We start from the raw sequence: 19,207 nt of genomic DNA on the forward strand, positions 1-19,207 counted from the left end.
ATGGGTCGGTCGTTCAACACTGAGAAGGCGTACGGCATCCGTTCCGCCCTGCTGCTGACCTGGTGCTCCGAACGCGGCCTCGACTGGAAGCAGATCACTCTGCTCGACCTGGCCCGGTTCCTGCGCTGGCTGGTGGACGAGCCGCTGCCGCCACGCAGCCCGCGGGTGTCGTCCCCGCCGCGCTTCCGGATGGAGAAGTCGGCGAACGCGGTGATGACCGGGGTCTGCGAGTTCTTGCGGTTCTGCTCGCGCAACGAGTGGGTGGACGCGGAGCTTGTGGGCCGGCTGTCGGAAACGAAGTACCTGAGCTGGCTCCCGCCGGGCAAGGATGAGGGCGAGGACGGCCAGTTCCGCACCGTGAGGACGAAGATCCTCAAGCTGTCGGAGCCGTCCGAGGAGGCTGTGGAGTATCTGCCCCCGGAGGAGGCTGACCAGCTGTTCCAGGTCGCCACGCGGGCCCGCGACCGGTTCCTGGTCGCCCTGCTGGGCTGCACGGGAGAGCGGATCAGTGAGGCATTGGGCCTACGCCGTCAGGATATGCACCTGCTCAGCGACTCACGGATGCTCGGCTGCCGGGTCGAGGGCCCGCACATCCACGTCCGGCGGCGGGCGAACAACGCCAACGGAGCCCTGGCCAAGTCCCGCTTCGCCCGGGTCATCCCGGTCACCGAGGACCTCGCCGGGCTCTACGCGGACTACCAGCTCGAACGGGACGAGGTCCCCGGGGCGGCCGGCTGCGACATGGTCTTCGTGAACCTCTTCCACGCCCCGCTCGGGCAGCCCATGCGCTATGGCACGGCGAAGGAGCTCTTCGACCGGCTGGCGAAGAAAGCCCAGCTCACCGCGCGTCCGCACATGCTGCGGCACGGGGCGGCCACGGCCTGGGTCCGCGCCGGCGTCGACGAGGACGTGGTCCAGGACCTGATGGGGCACGTCTCCCGGTCCTCGCTGACGCCCTACCTGCACGCCAGCGAGGCGGACAAGCGGGCGGCGGTCGAGCTGGTGGCGTCGGGGAGGCGGTCATGACCAGTCCCGCCCCGATCACAGCTGAGCCGCTCTCCGACGTCGTTCCGCTCGACCCGTCGGCCTGGACGAACTGGCTGCAAGGGCAGGTCGATCCACTCTGGCGGCCGGGCGAATGGTCCCAGCAGGCTTGGTTTTTCGACGGTGACGTGGACAACCCGCGCACCTCGGCCTCGAAGTGCATCACCACGTCGTGCTGGACCGTGATGCACTCCCGGGGCCTGGTCTGCCGGCACTGCCTGGAGATGCTGAAGACCAGCACGCTGAGCAAGGAGGAGTTCACCGCGACCTACGAACGGCCCCGCCGGATCCGTACGCAATGGGGGACCGAGCGCGAGTCATGCGTCCTGAACGGTCTCTCCGGCAGATGCGAGCGGCCCGCCTCCAGCGGCCAGCTCTGCCGCACCCACTACTCGCGTTGGCGACGGCGTTCGGACCAGCAGGCCACGGTCGAGGAATGGCTGGCCACCACCACCGTGGAGCCGCTGGCAGCAATGCCGACCTGCATCGTCCGGGGCTGTTTCAACCAGCGGGTGGTCTCCGGACTCTGCAATACGCACCACCAGACGTGGGAGCGGGACAAGCGGGTGGGAGCCACCCGCGACCCCGAGCAGTGGGCCAGCCAGGCGGCCACCCGTCTGCTCACCAACCAGTTCACGTTGCGGGACCTGACAGAGCCTGTCCGCTGGGAGTTCCTCTACGGCCTGCAGCAGCGGGATGCCCGCGGCGGCATCATCGAGCCGATGGCCACCCGCCTGCTGACCCGCCGGCTGGAGGGGGTCCCCAGTCTGCTGACCGTGGACGTTGATTCCTTCATCGAGGGCATCGTCAACCAACACAACCTCGTGGCCTTGATCCGGGAGACCGTCCGGGGCCTACGCCGGGCCTCACTCTCGTTCCGCGGCCTGGCACCCACCGATGCCGACACCTGGGACCTGGGCTGGATGAACCTGCGGTCCACGGCACTGGGCGGGCGCCGCCACCGGGCCGGGCAGGTCGACGCGTCGGCCATCCGTCAGCCGTGGCTCCGAGAAGTGATCAAGACATGGGCCGACACCGTCAGCCTGGACAGCGTCAAGTTCAAGCGGGTGTTCGCCTGCTGCGTCGTTGCTTCCGACGCCCTGCATGCCCGGCCCGGCGGGGGCCAGGACTACACGAACCTGCGGTTCGCTGACATGCAGGCGGTCTTCACCGCGATGAGCCGCATCCGCCGCACCGCCGATGATGAACTCGCCAGCCGGAACTATCGCCAGCAGTCGTTCGGCTGCTTCATGGAGATCGTCGACTTCGGCCGCAAGACAGACATGCTGACCGGCATGCCCGGCAGCTTCGACCGGGACAAAACGCTGGTCCTGCCGCCCGAGGAGACGAGCGAGGACGCCGCCGGCCGGGCCGTCCCTGAGCCCGTCATCGCTCAGCTTGATGCCCACCTCGCTCTGATGGGAGCCGGCTTCTCCTACGGCGAGATGAAGCCGGCCGACATCGAGCTGATGATGCAGACCGCCTACCTGGTCCTGCGCGACACCGGCCGCCGCCCCGTCGAGATCGCCAGCCTGCGCCTGAAGTGCCTGGAGACCCGCGGGGACGAGAACACCCTCGTCTGGGACAACGTCAAGAAGCGCCGCTACGGCCGCAAGCTGCCCATCACCCGCGAGACAGCCGACGTGATCAGGGCCTGGCTGGTCCGTCGACGTCAGCTGGAGGTTCCCCCTCGCAGTCGCAAGTTCCTGTTCCCGTCGATCACCGACCGCAGCGGGATCGCGCACATGGGGGGCAGCCTGGCCAACGCGATGCGCGAGTGGGTCACGGCGATCCCGGTGCTGCCGAGCGATGAACTGGACGAGCACGGAAACAGGCTCCCGTTCGACCGCTCGCTGATCTTCCCCTACGCGTTCCGGCATTCCTATGCCCAGCGTCACGCTGACGCTGGCGTCCCGGTTGACGTGCTGAAAGAGCTCATGGACCACCGGTCGATCGTCACGACGATGTCGTACTACCAGGTGTCCCTGAAGCGGAAACGCGAAGCGATCACCACCATGCGGAGGCACACCATCGACCGTTCCGGCCGCCCGGCACCCTTCACCAGCACGACCGACTACGAGGCCCAGTCGGTCGCCGTTCCGTTCGGCAACTGCCGCGAGCCCAGCAACGTCAAGGCCGGCGGCAAGGCATGCGCGATCCGCTTCCAGTGCGCCGGATGCGGTTTCTATCGCCCGGACCCGTCCTACCTGCCAGCGATCGAAGAGCACGTCAACGATCTGCGAGCCGACCGCGAGACCGCCAGGGCCATGGACGCCGACGACTTCGTGGTCCGCAATCTCGCCGACCAGATCACCGCGTTCACGACCGTCGCCGACACGATGCGCGACCGACTCGGCAAGCTCCCCCAGGACGAGCGCGAGGAGATCGAGGAGGCCAGCTCGATCCTGCGGAAGGTCCGGGCGACCCGGGAACACAAGCTGCTGCCATTGACCGTGATCCGCAAGGAGGCCCCAGATTCCTGTTGAGACATCCCCGCAGCCTTCCCGGACACCTGCTGAGGTCCTCAAAGCCGCACGTCAGCGGGACAGTGCCGATAAGAGAGGACGCGTCCTCAAGGCCGTCCAGGACATGCTCCGCGACAACAGGCGCATCACCTTTGCCACAGTCGCCCGCGAGGCCGGTGTCTCCAGCTGGCTCGTCTATGCCCCCGGCCTGCGCGAACACATCGACCAGGCACGGGCCCGCCAGGCCGCGCAGGGCCACCAGGACCAGCAGAGCGGACGGCGAGTCTCTACCGCCAGCGAGCACACCGACCTGCTTCTCGCCCGACAAGAGATCAAACGACTCAGAACCGAGAATGGCCAGCTGCGGCAACAAGCCCGCGTTCACCTTGGGCAGCAGGTCGAACAGCTCGGCAACCACGACCTGGTCGACCGCGTCAACGAGCTCACGGAGGAGAACCTCCGACTGTCCACGGCGGAACGGCAGGCAACCACTCAGAACACGGGACTCCAGCAGCGAGTCGCCGAGCTTGAGGACGACCTGGCAGCCGCACGCACAAGCCTTCGCCGCATGATCCGCAAGGAGAATCGGTTGCCACCGGAGCCCTGAATCCCGCCGATCATCGGTTCTGGAATCATTCGCGCATGGAATTCGAACTCACGCCGCCCACCGGTCTCGGCGCCCTGGTCATCGGCATGCCACGCGAGGCAGCAGACCAGGCACTCGCCTCGTTCCGCGACCCCTCAGCGATCTCGGAATCAGATCAGTTGGGCAGGTTCGTCTTCCGGCCAAGCGGCCTGATGGTCAGCATTCACTGCTCGCGCGGCCAGCTCGAAGCAATCGAGCTGGGCCGACCCGCCAGCGGCCAGGACACCGTCCGGTTCCGCGGCATCGACGTCTTCGGTCTGCCAGCTGCCGAGGTGGTCACCCTGCTGCGCGGGCTCGCCACGATCACCGAGGCCGAGGACGACCCGGCCTCCTTCATCGCACCAGACCTTCTTCTCAGCTTCTGGCGCCCCTTCGAAGCGGACGACGAACCTGAAGAACAGGGCTACTACTTCAGCTCGGTCCTCCTGGCTCGACCCGGCTACTACGACACACCCGCTGAAGCCGCTGCCAGACTCCGCGCAGCTGGACACCAGGAGCCGTGACCTGACGAGTTCGGCTGGTGACGATCCACCCGTTACCAGCGCCTATCAGAGTGGAAGAGCCTCATCAACCACGGTCTTCAGGTCTGCCGGCAGATCAGGTGAGTCCCGCCAGTTCTGGGCGATCAGCAAGAGCGCGACCCATGCGTCACGCGCCTCAGCGTTCGACTGCCCGGAAAGAACCGCGTCCAGCACCCGCCTGGCGAGACCGTCGACAACCTCATACAGGGCATTCGAGACCTTGCTCACGTCATCCAGAGGCGTGCCCGCAGCGTGTGACGGTGCACCGTCGAGCCGGATGGTGACTGAGGCAGCCGAGTACGTCCTTCCATGGAGGAAGTCACGAAGGCTGCCAACTTGATGACGAGACGGCAGAAGTGGCTGATCAGGACTCTGAGACACACCGTCACCCTATTTGAAGCGGGACCGTCGCTAACGTCCCTCACACAGCTGCGAAGCCCTGAACTGCAACGAGGCCACATAGACCCGAGATAACCGTCGAGAACACGGCGTCGCTGGACACATGGACCAGGCGGCAGCCCCGCTCGGCCGCGGCCCTCGCCACCCGGACCGCGCCCTCGGCGGTGATCTCCCAATCGGCGTTGCCGCTGGACGCGTTGACGATGACCGAGGGCGCCACCTTGGCCAGTACCTCGGTCACCTGTGCAGGGTCCCGGACGTCGAGGGAGTGCCGGACGACATCCCCCGCGGTGTCCGGAGGCCGGGTGGAGTAGGTCGCGGCCGTCTCGTATCCCGCCGCCGGGGCCCGGCGCGTCAACTCGCCGCCCAGGAACCCGCTGCCGCCGATGATGAGGAGCTTCATGGTGGGAAACGGTAGGGGGTTCGGCGCTCTACGGTCCGGAGGGAGGGGCTTGGCCCGTACGGTCCGGAGGGCGTGGCCGACGGCGTCGAGGTCGCCCGCCCGTTCCGCGACCAGCGCCGCGCTCGACCCCCGCGGCCGGGTGGGCCGGTCGCGGGGGCCACCGACCGCAAGCCTCCCATCCCTGCGGTCGCGGTGCCCGAACCCGCCTGCCCGGCAGGGGAGTTGTCAGCGGTGCAACGTCGTCACCTTCAAGGTCGGGTCGCTCGCGATCTCCGCCTGGGTGAAGCGTTCCCTGACCCACTGCTTGCGGGAGTAGAGGCGGGTCTGGTCGGTGTAGTGGGGGGAGGCAGGGTTCGCCGACTGGCCGTAGGTGAGGAGGGTGTGGGTGCGGGGGCCGTCGAGGGTGAGTTCGACGGCCATGAGGAAGCTGGTGCCGAAGGCGCCGGCGGGCGGGGTGCCCGTGCCCGAGTCGGGGCCCGCGTCCAGGACGTTGAAGCAGCCCTTCCTGCCGGTGCAGCCGGACAACGGGACACCGGCCCACTTCTGCACGGCACCGAGCTCGGCGTCGACCGGCAGGCCCCGGGCGGCGAAGTCCTGGACCGCGTCGGCCAGGGCACGCCGGACCCGTATGTCGTCACCCTTGACGCCGCGCGGCGTGGTGAGCGGCTGCGTCGGGTCGTAGGCGACGCGCTGCCAGGTGTCGGGTGGACCGGCCCCGAGAAGGCGCTCGACGAAGGTGAACCAGAGCGCGGCGCACCGGCTGCCGGTGTCGGCGCGGGTGTCCCAGTCGGCGAGGGTCGCGCACGCCTGCCGTATGTCGACCTCCTTGCCGTCCGTGGTCTCCAGGAGCGGGTTGGCGCGGCACATGGCCACCACGTCGTCGCGGCCCGTCTCGGCCGACAGGACTCGGTTGCCCAGCATCGACGCGCGCAGGGTGCTCAGGGTGAAGCCCGGGGCGCCGAGCCCGTCCGTGCCGTCCGCGCGCTCCCCGATCATCCGCAGCCCGAGCTGGGCCCGCTGCCCGAGGCGCGCATCGGTGTCGTAGGTGCCCGGGAAGCCGGTGAGGGGCTCCCCGGGATTGGTGTACCGGGGGCCGTTGTTGGAGTTGGCGACGTAGTCGGCGCGGTTCAGCCTCGGCTGGTGGGACGGGCCGTGAATGCCCGGCACGATCGCGTCGGGATCGCTGCCCCAGGCACAGGCCGACGTCGAACCGTCCAGGGTGGCGGGGCCCTCTCCGTCGTCCTGCGGGACACAGCGCTTCAGCTGTTCGTCGGTGAGGTGCGCGACGACCGAGGAGTCGGTGAAGTACGTGCCGCCGCCGGTGTCGGCCGCGAGGGTGTATGTCCAGGGGATGCCCTGGTAGGTCTCCTGGGCGGCGCGCAACTGGCCGAGGTTGCGGGCCTTGCCCATGGCCAGCCAGGTGTTCATGGAGCGCAGGTTGTCGGCGTTGGCGTCACGGACGGCGTAGGCGGTCTCCGTGGTCCAGCCGGAGGACAGCACCGCGCCGAAGCGTGAGGTGTACAGGGTTCGTTCGACGGTCGTGAGCCCGCCGTCCCCGTCGCGGACGGTGACCGGGACCGTGCGGCGCTTCATCCGCTCGGTCTTGCCGTCGACCACATAGCTGGTCGGGTCGCCCGGCACCAGCTTCAGCGCGTAGACGGAGGAGTGCTGTGCGTCGCTCGCGGTGTGCGTCCAGGCGAGATGCTGGTTGTGGCCGATCAGGACCAGAGGCGTGCCGTAGATACCGGCGCCGGACACGTCCAGGGTGCCGGGGATCGTCAACTGCACCTGGTAGAAGCGGAATCGGCTGTCGGTCCAGGGCAGGTGGGGGTTGGCGAGGACCATCGCGTTGCCGGTCCGGGTCGCCTCCCGGCCGAGCGCCCACCCGTTGCTGCCGAAGTCCGCGCCGAGACCCGGCAGGCTCGGGGCGGCTTTCGTCCCCCTGGCGCCCGCCGCCGGCGGCTTCGCGTCACCGATGTCGGGGGCCAGCGGGGCTGCCCCGGCCGCTCCGTTGACGTCGTGCACGACGTTCCACAGGTCGAGCGCGGTGATCGGCCGTACCCACGGCTTGCCCTTGCACCGGGCGTCCGGCAGCGCGTCGACGCCCGTGTCCCGCAGATAGCGGTTGTAGCCGGCGGCGTACCCCTCGACCATCCGGCGCAGCTCCGCCGTCGGCCCCACCGGCGCCTTCCGGTCGAGCAGCCGCTGGACGGTGCCCGCGCGCGACTGACCCTTGTAGTACGTGTCGCTCGCCAGGTCGGCGCCCTCGCCGGCCTCCCCGTCGGGCCCGAAGAACCGGGACCGCTCTCCCCGTAACGTCACGACCTGGTCGGCGAGTTCGCACACGTTGTCCTGCGCGAACGCGTAGCCGTAGCCGTATCCGAGCCCGTCGAAGTCCCGGGCCAGGATGTGCGGGATGCCGTACTCGGTGCGGTTGATCCGGGCCGTGTACCCGCCCTCGCCCACCGCTCGGCCCGCCGCCTCCCCACTCGCTCCCGTCGCTGCGGACGAGGGCGCGGGCTGCAGGGCGGCGGTGACCGAGGCGAGGCAGAGGGCGGCCGCGACGGCCGCCAACCGGCTGATAAGGAAACTTCTGTGACGCTTCGTCAGCGTTCTGGTTTCACCCATGGCCCTACTTTTCCGGTACAACCGGCGGGGGCACATCGCGCCCCCGAGGGATTTCCCGGCGCCGTATCAGCCTGGGGAGGTACATCTTCTGGGTCAGGAATCCCTGCCCCGGCCGCTCAGCGCGTCGCGCATCCGGTCGACGAGACCGAGTCCCGGCGCGAGGATCCTGTCGGCCGGGGGCTTGGTGGGGTGGCCAACTGCGGGAAGAGGTCGCTCTCCTCGTCTCGTACGGTGCCGGATCTCGGCCATCAGCCGGCCGATCCGCCGGTCGAACTCCGGGTCGTCGGCGGCACACCGCTCCAGGTCCTTCATGGTGCGCGCTCGGCCTCGGCGTGATCCGCCGGCTCCCGGTCCGCGACCGCGTCACCGTTGTGCAGGTGCCGGCGGACCGCCGGGTGGAGACATGCCTCCCCGGCGACGGAATGCCGTACCGGCTCGATCGTGACCAGACCGGCGTATTTGCTTGCGCTGTGGGTTGCCGGAAGGCAATTTCTCGATTGTGCCGAAGAGTTCTTCCACCTCCCGGTGGTCGGTCTTCAGTTCCTCGACGACGTCTCCGCCGTGAACCATTTCCGTCGCTCCTTGCCTGCGCGTCCCGGCCGTTCGTTCCGGGCCGGACCCTGAGGAGGTCGGTGAAACCCGCACGTCCCCGAATTCGTCGCATTGACGTCCCGGTGAGTCGGTGCGCCAGGGAGATGTGGCCCAGGACACGTCCATTCCGTGGCCTGCGCCATTTCCGGCCCGACGGCGCACGGCTACGTTTTGCATCGCGTTCCCCAGAACTCAACGGATGGCCCAGCGTGCTCGCAGATCTCTCCCCACTCATAGCGGCGACCACCCAGTGGCTGACGCGCGCCTATCCGGCGGGCGGCGGCGCACTGGACGGCGCGCTCTTGGAGGCGCAGGCCCGGCAGGCCGTCACCGTGGCCGCCCGGCTCCGCTATCCGACGCCGATGGACGCCGCGCTCGTCGGCGTGGCGGGACCGGGCGGCACCGCCCGGCTCGACTGGATCACCGGCTTCGACGAGGACCTGACACCCGACGAGTACGCCTGGCGGACCTGGGTGGACGAGGTCGTGGCCAGCTGGGCGGCCTGTCTGCTCGCCGACCCCGAGCTGGCCCGCACCGCCGTGGCCGCCCTCACCGACTCCTCCCACACGGCCGGTTCCCCCGCCGTCTTCCGTCGCCTCCTGACCCCGGACGCACTCGACCGGCGCGCCGCCGCACTGCTCCGCCATCCCGACCTCCTCGCCCCCGTCGCCACGCTGCACCACGCCGGCCTGCTCGACACGCTGGAGCGGGGGCAGGCCCTGACGGCCTGAGCCCGCGCCACGGCTCAGGCCCATGGAGGATGCCGGCCGGTCACGGCAGCCGCGTACGGCGGCGTCCCGGCTACCAGCGCAGCGGCAGCCCCGAGAGGTGGTCCTCGAGCAGCCCGGAGATGATCCGGTGGTCGTGGAGCGAGGGATGCCAGTCGCAGCCCAGGTGATCGAGGCCGGGGTCGTCGTAGTACCAGTGGCTGACCCGGCCGTCGCCCCGCCGACCGCGCTCCTCGACGACCCGCAGGGTGGCCTCCGCGAACGCGGTGGTGTTCCAGAGGCGGGCGGCGGCGACCACGAGGAACGTCCTGGGCCCGTACCGGGCGCGCAGCTTGTCGAGGAACCCGTGATAGGCGCTCTCGTAGGCGGCGACCAGCTCGGCCGTCGTGCTCCAGTGCTCCCCGGGATTGAGAGGCGTCGAGAAGTCGTTGATGCCGAGCCCGACCACGACGACCTGTGGACGCCAGCTGTCCGGCTTCCGCCAGACATCGCCCTCGATGTTCAGCAGGGCCCGGTCGTAGTACGTGCGAAAGTCGGTTCCCGGCTCGCCGCCGTTGTAATTGCGGACCATTCCACGGCCGGAGAAGGCGTTGATCTGGTGGTCGGCGTCCAGTTTCCGGGCGGTGAGCGCGCCGAAGGCGAGATCCGCGTTGCTGTTCCGGTTGACCCCGCCGTTGCCGGAACAGTCCTGGGTGTCGGAGGCATTGCCGTAACCGGCGGTGTACGAGTCGCCGATGAACTCGATCTGCCTGCTCCGCGCCTGGGGTCTCGCGAGAATCGTGCCACCGGGGGCCGCGACGAACCCGCCGAACCGGCCGGCCGCCCACGGGCTCTCCGTCCGCTTCACGACCCGCACGCGGTGCCCGCCGTCGGCGAGGCCGTCGATCCAGGAGACGGTCCGGCCCGGGGTGACGAGGGTGGCGACGGTCGTTCCGTCGACCTGGACGTCGTAGTCGTTGTCCGAGTCGTCGAGGACCACTCCGACCCCGGTCCCGCGGAACCTCCCCTCGAAGGAGATGCCGGGCCAGCTGTACCTGACGGTCCCGTCAGCGGCCCTCCTGACCCGGCCGACCGTATGGAACCGGGCCGCCCGGGACCGGGCCGCCTGTGAGGGGGATGCCTGTGAGGGGGATGCGGCGGCGGTGACGAGGCCGGCGGCGGTGGCCGCGACCAACGTCCGTCGGGACAACTGGCGAGGCGTCTGCATGTGGCAGTCCCTTCGACACACGGAGTATGGGAGCGCTCCCATCGTGCATGCGCTATCGAAGGTGACCGCCACACGCGCCGCCGTCAACCCCTCGCGACGGCATCCGCACGCGCGTCCGCGACACCGCCCAGCGGCCGGCGGGCGGCCGCTGGGCTCAGCGCGTGATCACCGTTTCGCGCCCGCCTACTCCTTCCCCAGCACGATGTCGAAGCTCGCGAACGTCCAAGTCCCTTCCACGGGACGGCCGTCCGGTGTCGGTGTCCCGGCCGGACGGCGATCGAAGGCGCGGATGAGCGAGTCCTTCACACCGAAGACCGAGTCGGCTTCGAGGACCGGATCGCCCGCCACGAAGATGTGCGTGATGAGCGGGCGACAGTCGGGTGCCGTCACCTTGAAGTGCAGGTGGGGTGCCCGCATCGGGGAGCGGCCCGCACGGTCGAGGAGACGGCCGACAGGCCCGTCGTCCGGGATCGGGTACGGCGTCGGGGTGAGCCCCCAGAACCGGTAGCGGCCCTCGGCGTCGGTGAACAGATGCGCGCGCCCGGCGAGACCGCCGCCGTCGTACTGGACGTCGTACATCCCGTCGTCGTCGGCCTCCCACACCTCGACCCGGGCCCCGGCGACCGGGGTGCCGTCGGGACCCGTGACCCGGCCCTCGACCCACGACGGCTCGCCACTCGCGCCGCCCGCGATGTCCCCGCCGGGCTCGATGCCGGGCGAGTCCTGGACGAAGAAGGGGCCGAGGACCGTGGACTCGGTGGTCTCGCCGTCACCCGGTTCGTTCACCGCGACGGTCAGCATGGAGACGCCGAGGACGTCCGACAGCAGGACGAACTCCTGGCGGGTGTCGGTCGTGATGTGACCGGCCGCCGTCAGGAACGCGATCGCCGCGGACCATTCGTCCTCGGTGAGCCGTGTCTCGCGCACGAAGGCGTGCGCGTGTCGGACGAGGGCCCGCATGACCTCACCGAACCGGTCGTCCCGTGCGCCGTCGAAGCTCGCGACGACCTTGTCGGTCAGCTCCTGTTCAGTCATCGGTCGGCTCTTTCGTGTGCTTCGCGCCGGTGGCCGGCTCTTCCGTGGCGCGGCCGGCAGGAGACACCGGGACCGGCACCGGGGCGTCTGCACGCCATGCGCGCCCCAGCAGCGCGCGCATCTCGTCGCGGGTCACCGGGCGCGGGTTGGAGTCCGGGACCTGGGCCATGACCAGGTCGGTGGCCCTGTCGAGTTCCTCCTCGGCGAGCCCCAACTCGGCCAGGGAGCAAGGGGGTTCGAGCCTCGTGTAAAGGTCGAGGAGGGCGCCGAAGGGGTCGGCGGGCGAATCCAGTGCCGCTCCCAGGCGCTGTGCCGCGTCGGGTACGGCGGGCAGATTGAGGCCGACCACATGGGGGAGCACCACGGAGTGCAGGGCAGCGTGTTCGAGGTCGTACGCGCCGCCGAGGACGTGGCACACCTTGTGGTGGAGCCCGGAACCGGCCCCGGCGAAGGCGACCGCCCCGAGATAGGTGCCGAAGAGGATGTCGCGGCGGGCGGCGACGTCCTGGCCGTCGGCGACGACGCGCGGCAGGGCGGACGCCAGCGACCTGACGCCCTCGGCGGCCAGGGCGGAGCTGATCGGGTTGTGCCGGGGCGCCCACCACGCGTCGACGCAGTGGGCGAGGGCGTTGAGTCCCGACGTCACCGACAGCCGGGCCGGCAGCGACAGCATCAGCGTGGCGTCGTAGACGACCACCCGGGGCAGCACCTTCGGGTCGACGCCGGTGCGCTTGTGGCCGTCCTCGGTGAGACCCCAGACAGGGGTGGCCTCGGAGCCGGCGTAGGTGGTGGGGACGGCGAGGATCGGCAGGCCGGTGGTCAGTGCCGCGGCCTTCGCGGTGCCGGTGGTCGAGCCGCCGCCGACGCTCAGCAGCAGGTCGGCCGCGTGCTCGTGGGCGGCGGCGCGTACGGCCTCGGCGACCTCGGCCGGTACGTGGGGCCTGACCCCGCCGAAGATCCCGACGACGGGGAGGTCCTTGCAGATGTCCTCGGCCAGGGCGCGTTCCGCGTCGGCCGCGATCACCAGGACCCGGCTCGCGCCGAGCCCGGTGACCTCGGCCGCCACGTCGTCCCGTGCGGTGCCGGAGCCGAAGACGACCCGCTGACCCCAGGACTCGTACACCACCGTCGAGTGGACGGGGCTCACCGCGCCACCGCGGCCCGGACCCGGGGCACGGCGCCGGCCGCGATCGCCCCGGCGAGCGCGGGGACGGCGAAGGCGTAGAAGGCCCACTCGATGTCGGCGCCCGAGCTGAGGACGAACGCACCCAGCGACGGGCCGGCGATCGCGCCGAACCGGCCGATGGACAGGGCCCAGGCGAGACCGTTGCCGCGAACGGCGTCCGGGTACCTGGTCACGATGAACGCGTTGCCGAGGATCTGCGAACCGATGAACCCGAACCCGCTGATGAACATCAGCACGAACATCACGGCCGTCGGCGGGCGGGTGCTCATCGCGATCAGGCTCAGGGTGCCGACCAGGAACGCGGCGACCACGACCCGCTTGGGGCCGAGCTTGTCCGCGATCCGGCCACCGATGATGGCCCCGACCCCGACGCCCAGCCACATCGCGGCCGTCTGCAGCAGCGCCGAGCCGAGCGAGAAGCCCGCGGCCTGCATGATGCTGGGCAGCCAGGTGCTGATCCCGAAGACCAGCAGGAGTCCGCAGAAGGACATGGCCCAGAAGAGCACGGTCGATACCGCGAGTCCGCCCGTGAGCAGCGAGCCGAGGCCCAGCCAGCGGCCCGGGTCCGCCGTGGGCGCGGCCTCCGACGGGGTGAGGCCGAGCCGCTCCTCCACCTCTCGCGCCTCGTCCGCGCGGCCGGTGCGGCGCAGGTGGAACGGGCTCTCCGGGAGCCTGAGCACCAGCGGAATGGCCAGGAACACCGGCACCACACCGATCACGTACAGCCAGCGGTACGACACGTCGGGGAGCATGGCCGTGCCCAGCAGCGGGGAGAGCAGAGCACCGGCCGCGTAACCGCTCATGATCAGGGCCACGTTGCGGCTGCGGCGGCCGGGCTCGCTGAGGTCGGCGACGAAGGCGTTGATCGTCGGCAGGACGACACCCAGGCCGAGGCCGACGATCAGGCGGCCGACGCCGAAGGACGGGACGCCGCTCGCGACCGTGCAGACCGCCATGCCGACGGAGAAGACCATGGTCCCGGTGAGCAGGAGCCGGCGTGGTCCGGTGCGGTGGACGAGGGCCCCGGCGAGGCCGGCGCCGATGAGCATGCCGATGCCGACGAGCGCGCCGATCGAGCCGGCCTCCGTCTTGTCGATGCCGAGCGAGGGGTCGCCCAGGAGCGCGGGCACGGTGACGCCGTACACGGCGAGGTCGTAACCCTCCAGGGAGGCGACGACCCAGGCGGCGACCAGCATGAACGTGGTCGCGGGGATTCTGCGGACGGTCGGGCGTATGACGGACGGAGCGGTCATGGCCGGATCCTTTCTCCGACGGTGGCAGGAGCCTGCATCGGCTCGACTGCTGTGGCAAGGGCTTTCAGGAGCGCCGGGACATCTGTGAGTGAGGCCACGGTGCCGAGGATGTAGAAGTCGGGCCGCCACAGGACGGCGGCGGTGCCGGTCTCGTCGAACCAGCGCCCGTAGACGCCGCCGATGTCGGTGAACCCCTCGGTGGTGAGGCGGCGGTCGGTGAGGTGGTGGACGCCGACGCCGAGGCGGGCGGCGAGTTCGGTGGCGGAGATGTCGAGCGAGGCGCCTTCGCGGCCGTCGACGAGGAGGACGAAGCCACGGCCGAGTACGGCGTCGAAGAGTCCCTCGGTGCCGTGCGACTCGACCCGGCCCTGCGGCATCAGATGTCCTGCCTGCGGGGACGCGTCGTGCAGACCCGGACCGAGGCCCGGGAAGCGCATCTTCTCGGGGCGCCCGTTCGCCTCGCGCTGCGCGATCAGGCGGGCGTCGCGCTCGGCGGCCGCCGTCGGGTCGCGCACGGTCTGCACCCGGCCCAGCTCGATGCCCTTGGCGATGATGGCCCGCACATGCGGTTCACGTTCGCTCTGGTACGTGTCGAGCAGCGCGTCGTCGGCGCCGCGCAGTACGGCGTCGAGCTTGAACGCGATGTTCTGGGCGTCCCGGATGCCCGAGCACATGCCCTGCCCGAGGAACGGCGGCATCTGGTGGGCCGCGTCCCCGGCCAGCAGGATCCGGCCACGGCGCCAGTGCTCGGCGACCAGCGAGCGGAAGGTGTAGGTGGCGACGCGGACGAGGTCGGCCTGGCTCCGGTCGACGTAGTCGGCGACCCGCGCCCACACCCGGTCGGGCTCCCGCTCGACGGGGAAGTCCTCCGCCGAGTCGAGCATGAAGCTGAACCGGTGGTGCTCGGGGCCCAGCGAGATGATCGATATCGGCTGCCTCGGGTCGCACACCTGGCGCGCCTTGGGGATGTCCGCGCCGCCGTCCTCCTTCAGCCGGAAGTCGCAGACCATCCACGGCTCGGAGAACCCGTAGTCGTCCTGCCCGACGGCGAGCCAGTCACGGGTGAAGCTGTTGCCTCCGTCGCAGGCGACCACGTACCGGGCCGGGACGACGGTGTCGGCTCCCTCGACCTGGATGTCCACGCCGTGCGGCGCCTCGTGCAGTCCGGTGACCTTGGAGTCCATACGGATCTCGACGTTGCCGAGACCGCGGACGAGGCCGTCGAGTGCGTCCTCCAAATAGGGCTGGTACATCATGTACCACTCCGCCCAGCCCTGGCCGCCGACGGCGGCGAAGTCGTGCTCGATGAGGAGGTCGCCCGCGCCGTTGCGCCACTCGTAGTTCCGCTGGACGTGCAGCGTGGGCAACAGGGCCCGGGAGAGGCCGAGGCGGTCGAACGTCCGCATCGTCTCGTCGTCGAAGATGGCGGCGCGCGGCAGGTTGTAGAGGGTGGGATAGCGCTCCAGCACGATCACGTCATGGCCTGCCTGACCCAGCAGGGCCGCCGTGACCATGCCCACGGGCCCGTATCCGATGACGGCGACGTCGTACATGTGCGTGCCCTTGTCGTACATACCCTTGTCGTACATAGGCGTGGCCTTCATATGCGTGGCCTTCCGCTCAGACACCGGCGTACGCGGGTGCGGGCGCGGGGTCGGTGGCGAGACCGAGGAGCTTCTCGGCGTTCTGGTGGCCGATCTTGAGCCGGTCGGCGTCGCTGATCGGCGCGTTCCGCAGGAACGTCGTGGCCGTCCCGATGTCCTCGAAGGGGTAGTCGGTGCCGAAGAGGATGTGGTCGGCGCCCATCGAGAGCAGCGCGGTCAGCAGCGGGGCGGAGGAGCAGACGCCGCTGGTCGTGATGTAGAGGTTGTTCCGGATGTACTCCGAGGGGCGTCCGCGCTTGAGCTCGATGCCGTGGTGGGCGTGGAAGTCCCAGCGGGAGTCCATGCGCCACAGCACGAACGGCAGTCCCTCTCCCATGTGGCCGAGCAGCAGCTTGGCGTTCGGGAAGTCGTCGAAGACGCCGCCGAAGATCAGCCGCAGGGCGTGCGTGGCCGTGTCGATGCCCCAGCTCCACATCGGTCCGACGAGTTCGGGGTGGCCGGACAGTACGTGCGCGGTGTCGACACCGTTGGCCGGGTGCAGATAGAGCGGCACGTCGAGGTGCTCGGCGCGCTCCCAGACGACACGCAGCTCGGGGTCGTCGAGGTACCTGCCGTGGGTGTGCGCGTTGACGAGGGCGCCGCGCAGACCGAGCTGGGTGACCGCGCGCTCCAGCTCGTCGGCGGCGGCCTTCGGGTCCTGCAGCGGCAGGGCGGCGAAGCCGGAGAAGCGGTCGGGGTGCTCGGCGACGACACCGGTCAGGAAGTCGTTGACCGTGATCGCCTGGCGTACGGCGGTCGCCGGGTCCTTCTCCGCCTGGAGGCCGGGGGAGTTGAGCGACAGCACCTGCATGTCCAGGCCCGCCGCGTCCATGGCGTCGAGGCGTTCCTCGGTGAGGTCGAGGAGCCGGCGCGAGGCCTCCGCCCAGGCGTGGGGCTGGGCGATGGAGGCGGTGGACGCCCCGTGACCCACCAGGTCGGGGGTCACGAAGTGCTCTTCTAGGCCGATCAGCTTCATTGCGGAGTTCTCCTCGGGGGATCGGGGATCGGGGATCGGGGGATCGGGGGGTCGGGGGCAGGGGATCCGGGGATCCGGGGATCGCGGACGCCGGCCGACGGGGCCTCGTCAGGGGAGCGAGGTCACGTGTGCGGTTCTGGGGAGGGGCCCGGTTCGGCGTGAGTGGCCGGAGCGGGTGGGTGACGGCGGGTGTGTGCGCGTCGGACAAGCGGCTCGTCGGCTGCGAGGGGGACGCCGGTGCGGCGGGGGAGCAGCCGGGTGGCGTTGAGCGCCACCGGTTCGCAGTTCACCAGAACGTAACGCGTTCTGCAATAGTGAATGTAGGATCCGTTTCAAGACGCAGGTCGGCCGGTCGCGCCGATAGGCTGACCGCGTTCGTCCACCGGCAGGGGAGAGAGCGCGCCGTGACCACCACTGACCCCAAGGAACACAACGGGGAGCGGCAGGGCATCCAGTCCGTCGAGACCGCGATGCGGGTCCTGCTCGCGCTGGAGAGCGGTGGCGGCGCGCTGAGTCTGTCGGCGATCGCGCAGGCCAGCGGCATGCAGCCCAGCAAGGTCCACCGCTACCTCGTCAGCCTCGGCCGCATCGGGCTGACGGCGCAGGATCCCGCTTCCGGCCTCTACGACTTCGGCGCCACCCTGCGCCGCATGGGCGCCGAGGCGCTGCGCCGCACCAACGAGGTCGCGGTGGCGGGCGGCCACGCGATGCGGCTGCGCGACCGCACGGGCCACTCCGTGAACCTCTCCGTCTGGGGCGACCGCGGGCCGATCGTCGTCAGCTGGGCGTACGGCACCCGCCCCCTGCCCCTGACCGTCCGCGTCGGCGCCACCCTCCCCCTGCTCACGTCATCGGTCGGCCGCGTCTTCCTGGCCCACCTGCCCGAGAGCCTCACCGACGAGGTCCTGACCGGCGAACTGCGCGGCAAGGAGGCGGAATGGACGGGCGAACGCCTCGCCGACACCCGGGCACGCGTCCTCGAACAGGGGCACGCCGAGACCCACGGTGGCGTCATCCCGGGCATCATCTCCCTCGCCGCCCCCGTCTTCGCGGCCGGCGACCCGCTCCCCCTCGCCATCTCCGTCGTCCTCCCGGAGAGCGCCGGCACGCCGGAACAGCTAGCCGAGGTGACGCGTGAACTGCACGAGACGGTGACGGCGGCCTCGCACGAGCTGGGGCACCTTTCGTAGGCCCCGCCGTACCCGCACGGCCCCGTCGTACCGGCGCAGCCCCGTCGTACCCGCACGGCCCCGTCGTACCGGCGCAGCCCCGTCGTACCCGCACGGCCCCGCCGTACCGGCGCAGCCCCGTCGTGCCGGCGCAGCCGGGCGGTACCCGCAGGGCCTCGCCGCACCCGCGCAGCCCCGTCGTACCGGCGCAGCCGGGCCGTACCCGCGCAGCCCCGTCGTACCCGCGCAGCCCCGTCGTACCCGCACGGCCTCGCCGTACTCGCGCAGCCCCGCCGTACCCGCGCCGCCCCGTCGTACCGGCGCAGCCGGGCCGTACCCGCACGGGCCTCGCCGTACCCGCGCAGCCCGGCGTCGTGCCGAACGGCGCGGCTACGCCTGCGGGGTGTGGCGGATGCCCGCCACCTCGTCGTAGTACGACTCGGCCGACGGGCCGAGCACGTCGTGGGCCTCCAGGAACATCTCGTGCGCCTCGTGGCCCACCCAGCCCGCCGGGAGCAGCTCGGTCGGCAGGTCCGGGTCGCGGAAGGGGAACTTGCGGTAGTCGTACGTCAGCCGCATGCGTTCGACCAGCGCCTCTTCGGGGCTGAGGTGCCCGGCCCGGTAGGACGGCATCCGGCTGCGGTAGGTGCGCAGCAGCTCCCGGTAGTCCTCGTTCAGCGCGGCCAGGTCCCAGCCGCGGGCCGCCATCTCGCGGTCGACGGGCAGTCCGCCGGACTGGCAGCGCAGGGTGTCCAGCCGGATGGCGGGCTCGTCCGCGAACTTCTCCCGGACCTGCCGGAGCCGGTCGTGCGGGGAGACGTACGTGGACGGGGCCAGCGGGCCGAAGCCCAGCCAGGCCAGCTCCTTGCGGATACGGTCGCGTACGCCGCGCTCGGTCTCGGGGACCGAGTAGATGACCATGTACCAGTGCCGGTCCCAGTCGGACGGCGCCCGGTCGAAGATGCGTGAGCGACCCTCGTCGAGGAGCTGGAGGCTGCGTCTGTTGAGGGTGTAGACGGTCTCCCGGCCCTCGCGCCGGACGTCGAACCAGCCCTCCTTGCGCAGCCGCGCGAGGACCACCCGCACGGTGCTCTCCCCGACGCCGAAGCGGCCCATCAGGGTGCTGAGGGTGCGCATCCTGGCGTCGCCGCCGCGGTAGCGGACGTAGTCGCCGAACAGGTCGAAGACGATCGATCGAGGCTTCACGAAACCGACTATGTCACACGGACGGCCGTCGCGAGGATGAGCGGTTCGACCGAAGGACCCTTTGAACAGCTGGTCAGGCACCGCATCCTCGGTCATGGAAAAGCGCT

Annotated in this window: 16 protein-coding genes and 1 pseudogene; 6 read left to right on the top strand and 11 right to left on the bottom strand. The window is 70.5% G+C overall.

The annotated features are described in order from the left end of the window. The 4 genes from ACFU53_RS00380 to ACFU53_RS00395 are packed head-to-tail and all read left to right on the top strand — an operon-like array spanning position 1 to position 4,658. The gene (locus ACFU53_RS00380) at positions 1-1,026 is read left to right on the top strand and encodes a tyrosine-type recombinase/integrase (protein WP_383984060.1); all 1,026 of its coding nucleotides are present in this window, start codon (positions 1-3) and stop codon (positions 1,024-1,026) included. Then, complete coding sequence (locus tag ACFU53_RS00385; protein ID WP_383984063.1) at positions 1,023-3,530, top strand: tyrosine-type recombinase/integrase; 2,508 nt, start codon at positions 1,023-1,025, stop codon at positions 3,528-3,530. Before ACFU53_RS00380 ends, ACFU53_RS00385 begins: the two co-directional genes overlap by 4 nt. After that, positions 3,520-4,116 carry a DUF6262 family protein gene (locus ACFU53_RS00390; protein ID WP_383984217.1) on the top strand — a complete coding sequence of 199 codons (597 nt, stop codon included), beginning with the start codon at positions 3,520-3,522 and terminating at the stop codon, positions 4,114-4,116. Before ACFU53_RS00385 ends, ACFU53_RS00390 begins: the two co-directional genes overlap by 11 nt. Positions 4,117-4,151: 35 nt before the next feature. Continuing rightward, positions 4,152-4,658 carry a hypothetical protein gene (locus ACFU53_RS00395; protein ID WP_383984066.1) on the top strand — a complete coding sequence of 169 codons (507 nt, stop codon included), beginning with the start codon at positions 4,152-4,154 and terminating at the stop codon, positions 4,656-4,658. Positions 4,659-4,703: 45 nt separating this feature from the next. Here the strand turns inward: ACFU53_RS00395 and ACFU53_RS00400 are convergent, their stop codons facing one another. The 4 genes and pseudogenes from ACFU53_RS00400 to ACFU53_RS00415 all read right to left on the bottom strand — a co-directional run bounded on the left by ACFU53_RS00400 (position 4,704) and on the right by ACFU53_RS00415 (position 8,676). Continuing rightward, positions 4,704-4,904, bottom strand: coding sequence for a hypothetical protein (locus ACFU53_RS00400; RefSeq protein ID WP_383984069.1), 201 nt, complete (start codon positions 4,902-4,904; stop codon positions 4,704-4,706). 193 nt (positions 4,905-5,097) lie between these two features. Beyond that, the gene (locus ACFU53_RS00405) at positions 5,098-5,478 is read right to left on the bottom strand and encodes a sugar nucleotide-binding protein (RefSeq protein WP_383984073.1); all 381 of its coding nucleotides are present in this window, start codon (positions 5,476-5,478) and stop codon (positions 5,098-5,100) included. 225 nt (positions 5,479-5,703) lie between these two features. Next, positions 5,704-8,106, bottom strand: coding sequence for a penicillin acylase family protein (locus ACFU53_RS00410; RefSeq protein WP_383984076.1), 2,403 nt, complete (start codon positions 8,104-8,106; stop codon positions 5,704-5,706). A 93-nt stretch (positions 8,107-8,199) separates the two neighbouring features. Then, a pseudogene (locus ACFU53_RS00415) lies at positions 8,200-8,676 on the bottom strand (hemerythrin domain-containing protein). A gap of 230 nt (positions 8,677-8,906) precedes the next feature. On the opposite strand from ACFU53_RS00415, the gene ACFU53_RS00420 reads away from it, so the two are divergent. Then, on the top strand, positions 8,907-9,428 hold the full coding sequence (locus ACFU53_RS00420) for a hypothetical protein (protein ID WP_383984079.1): 522 nt from the start codon (positions 8,907-8,909) through the stop codon (positions 9,426-9,428). A 70-nt stretch (positions 9,429-9,498) separates the two neighbouring features. Here ACFU53_RS00420 and ACFU53_RS00425 read toward each other — a convergent pair whose 3' ends face one another. The 6 genes from ACFU53_RS00425 to ACFU53_RS00450 form a co-directional block, all read right to left on the bottom strand. After that, complete coding sequence (locus tag ACFU53_RS00425) at positions 9,499-10,632, bottom strand: SGNH/GDSL hydrolase family protein (RefSeq protein WP_383984082.1); 1,134 nt, start codon at positions 10,630-10,632, stop codon at positions 9,499-9,501. A 183-nt stretch (positions 10,633-10,815) separates the two neighbouring features. Then, complete coding sequence (locus ACFU53_RS00430; RefSeq protein ID WP_383984085.1) at positions 10,816-11,667, bottom strand: dioxygenase; 852 nt, start codon at positions 11,665-11,667, stop codon at positions 10,816-10,818. Then, positions 11,660-12,814, bottom strand: a complete 1,155-nt coding sequence (locus tag ACFU53_RS00435) for a maleylacetate reductase (RefSeq protein ID WP_383984088.1) — start codon at positions 12,812-12,814, stop codon at positions 11,660-11,662. The genes ACFU53_RS00430 and ACFU53_RS00435 overlap by 8 nt, the downstream gene beginning before the upstream one ends. Further along, entirely contained in the window at positions 12,811-14,106 is a 1,296-nt protein-coding gene (locus ACFU53_RS00440) for an MFS transporter (protein WP_383984091.1), read from the bottom strand. The genes ACFU53_RS00435 and ACFU53_RS00440 overlap by 4 nt, the downstream gene beginning before the upstream one ends. Next, complete coding sequence (locus ACFU53_RS00445) at positions 14,103-15,710, bottom strand: bifunctional 3-(3-hydroxy-phenyl)propionate/3-hydroxycinnamic acid hydroxylase (protein WP_383984094.1); 1,608 nt, start codon at positions 15,708-15,710, stop codon at positions 14,103-14,105. Before ACFU53_RS00445 ends, ACFU53_RS00440 begins: the two co-directional genes overlap by 4 nt. 16 nt (positions 15,711-15,726) lie before the next feature. Further along, complete coding sequence (locus ACFU53_RS00450) at positions 15,727-16,725, bottom strand: amidohydrolase family protein (RefSeq protein WP_383984097.1); 999 nt, start codon at positions 16,723-16,725, stop codon at positions 15,727-15,729. 404 nt (positions 16,726-17,129) lie between these two features. Between ACFU53_RS00450 and ACFU53_RS00455 the strand changes: the two genes are divergently transcribed. After that, on the top strand, positions 17,130-17,915 hold the full coding sequence (locus tag ACFU53_RS00455; protein WP_383984100.1) for an IclR family transcriptional regulator: 786 nt from the start codon (positions 17,130-17,132) through the stop codon (positions 17,913-17,915). A 369-nt stretch (positions 17,916-18,284) separates the two neighbouring features. Here ACFU53_RS00455 and ACFU53_RS00460 read toward each other — a convergent pair whose 3' ends face one another. Next, positions 18,285-19,100 (bottom strand): PaaX family transcriptional regulator C-terminal domain-containing protein, encoded by an 816-nt coding sequence (locus ACFU53_RS00460; RefSeq protein ID WP_383984103.1) that lies wholly within the window; start codon positions 19,098-19,100, stop codon positions 18,285-18,287. Positions 19,101-19,207 lie beyond the last annotated feature (107 nt).

Source organism: Streptomyces sp. NPDC057474 (genome assembly GCF_042802555.1).
Lineage (GTDB): Bacteria > Actinomycetota > Actinomycetes > Streptomycetales > Streptomycetaceae > Streptomyces.

What these genes read in the sequence shown, in the direction of transcription:
- ACFU53_RS00380 (WP_383984060.1), top strand. Translation starts at nt 1, where the DNA reads ATGGGTCGGTCGTTCAACACTGAGAAGGCGTACGGCATCCGTTCCGCC.
- ACFU53_RS00385 (WP_383984063.1), top strand. Translation starts at nt 1,023, where the DNA reads ATGACCAGTCCCGCCCCGATCACAGCTGAGCCGCTCTCCGACGTCGTT.
- ACFU53_RS00395 (WP_383984066.1), top strand. Translation starts at nt 4,152, where the DNA reads ATGGAATTCGAACTCACGCCGCCCACCGGTCTCGGCGCCCTGGTCATC.
- ACFU53_RS00405 (WP_383984073.1), bottom strand. Translation starts at nt 5,478, where the DNA reads ATGAAGCTCCTCATCATCGGCGGCAGCGGGTTCCTGGGCGGCGAGTTG.
- ACFU53_RS00410 (WP_383984076.1), bottom strand. Translation starts at nt 8,106, where the DNA reads ATGGGTGAAACCAGAACGCTGACGAAGCGTCACAGAAGTTTCCTTATC.
- ACFU53_RS00425 (WP_383984082.1), bottom strand. Translation starts at nt 10,632, where the DNA reads ATGCAGACGCCTCGCCAGTTGTCCCGACGGACGTTGGTCGCGGCCACC.
- ACFU53_RS00430 (WP_383984085.1), bottom strand. Translation starts at nt 11,667, where the DNA reads ATGACTGAACAGGAGCTGACCGACAAGGTCGTCGCGAGCTTCGACGGC.
- ACFU53_RS00440 (WP_383984091.1), bottom strand. Translation starts at nt 14,106, where the DNA reads ATGACCGCTCCGTCCGTCATACGCCCGACCGTCCGCAGAATCCCCGCG.
- ACFU53_RS00445 (WP_383984094.1), bottom strand. Translation starts at nt 15,710, where the DNA reads ATGAAGGCCACGCCTATGTACGACAAGGGTATGTACGACAAGGGCACG.
- ACFU53_RS00450 (WP_383984097.1), bottom strand. Translation starts at nt 16,725, where the DNA reads ATGAAGCTGATCGGCCTAGAAGAGCACTTCGTGACCCCCGACCTGGTG.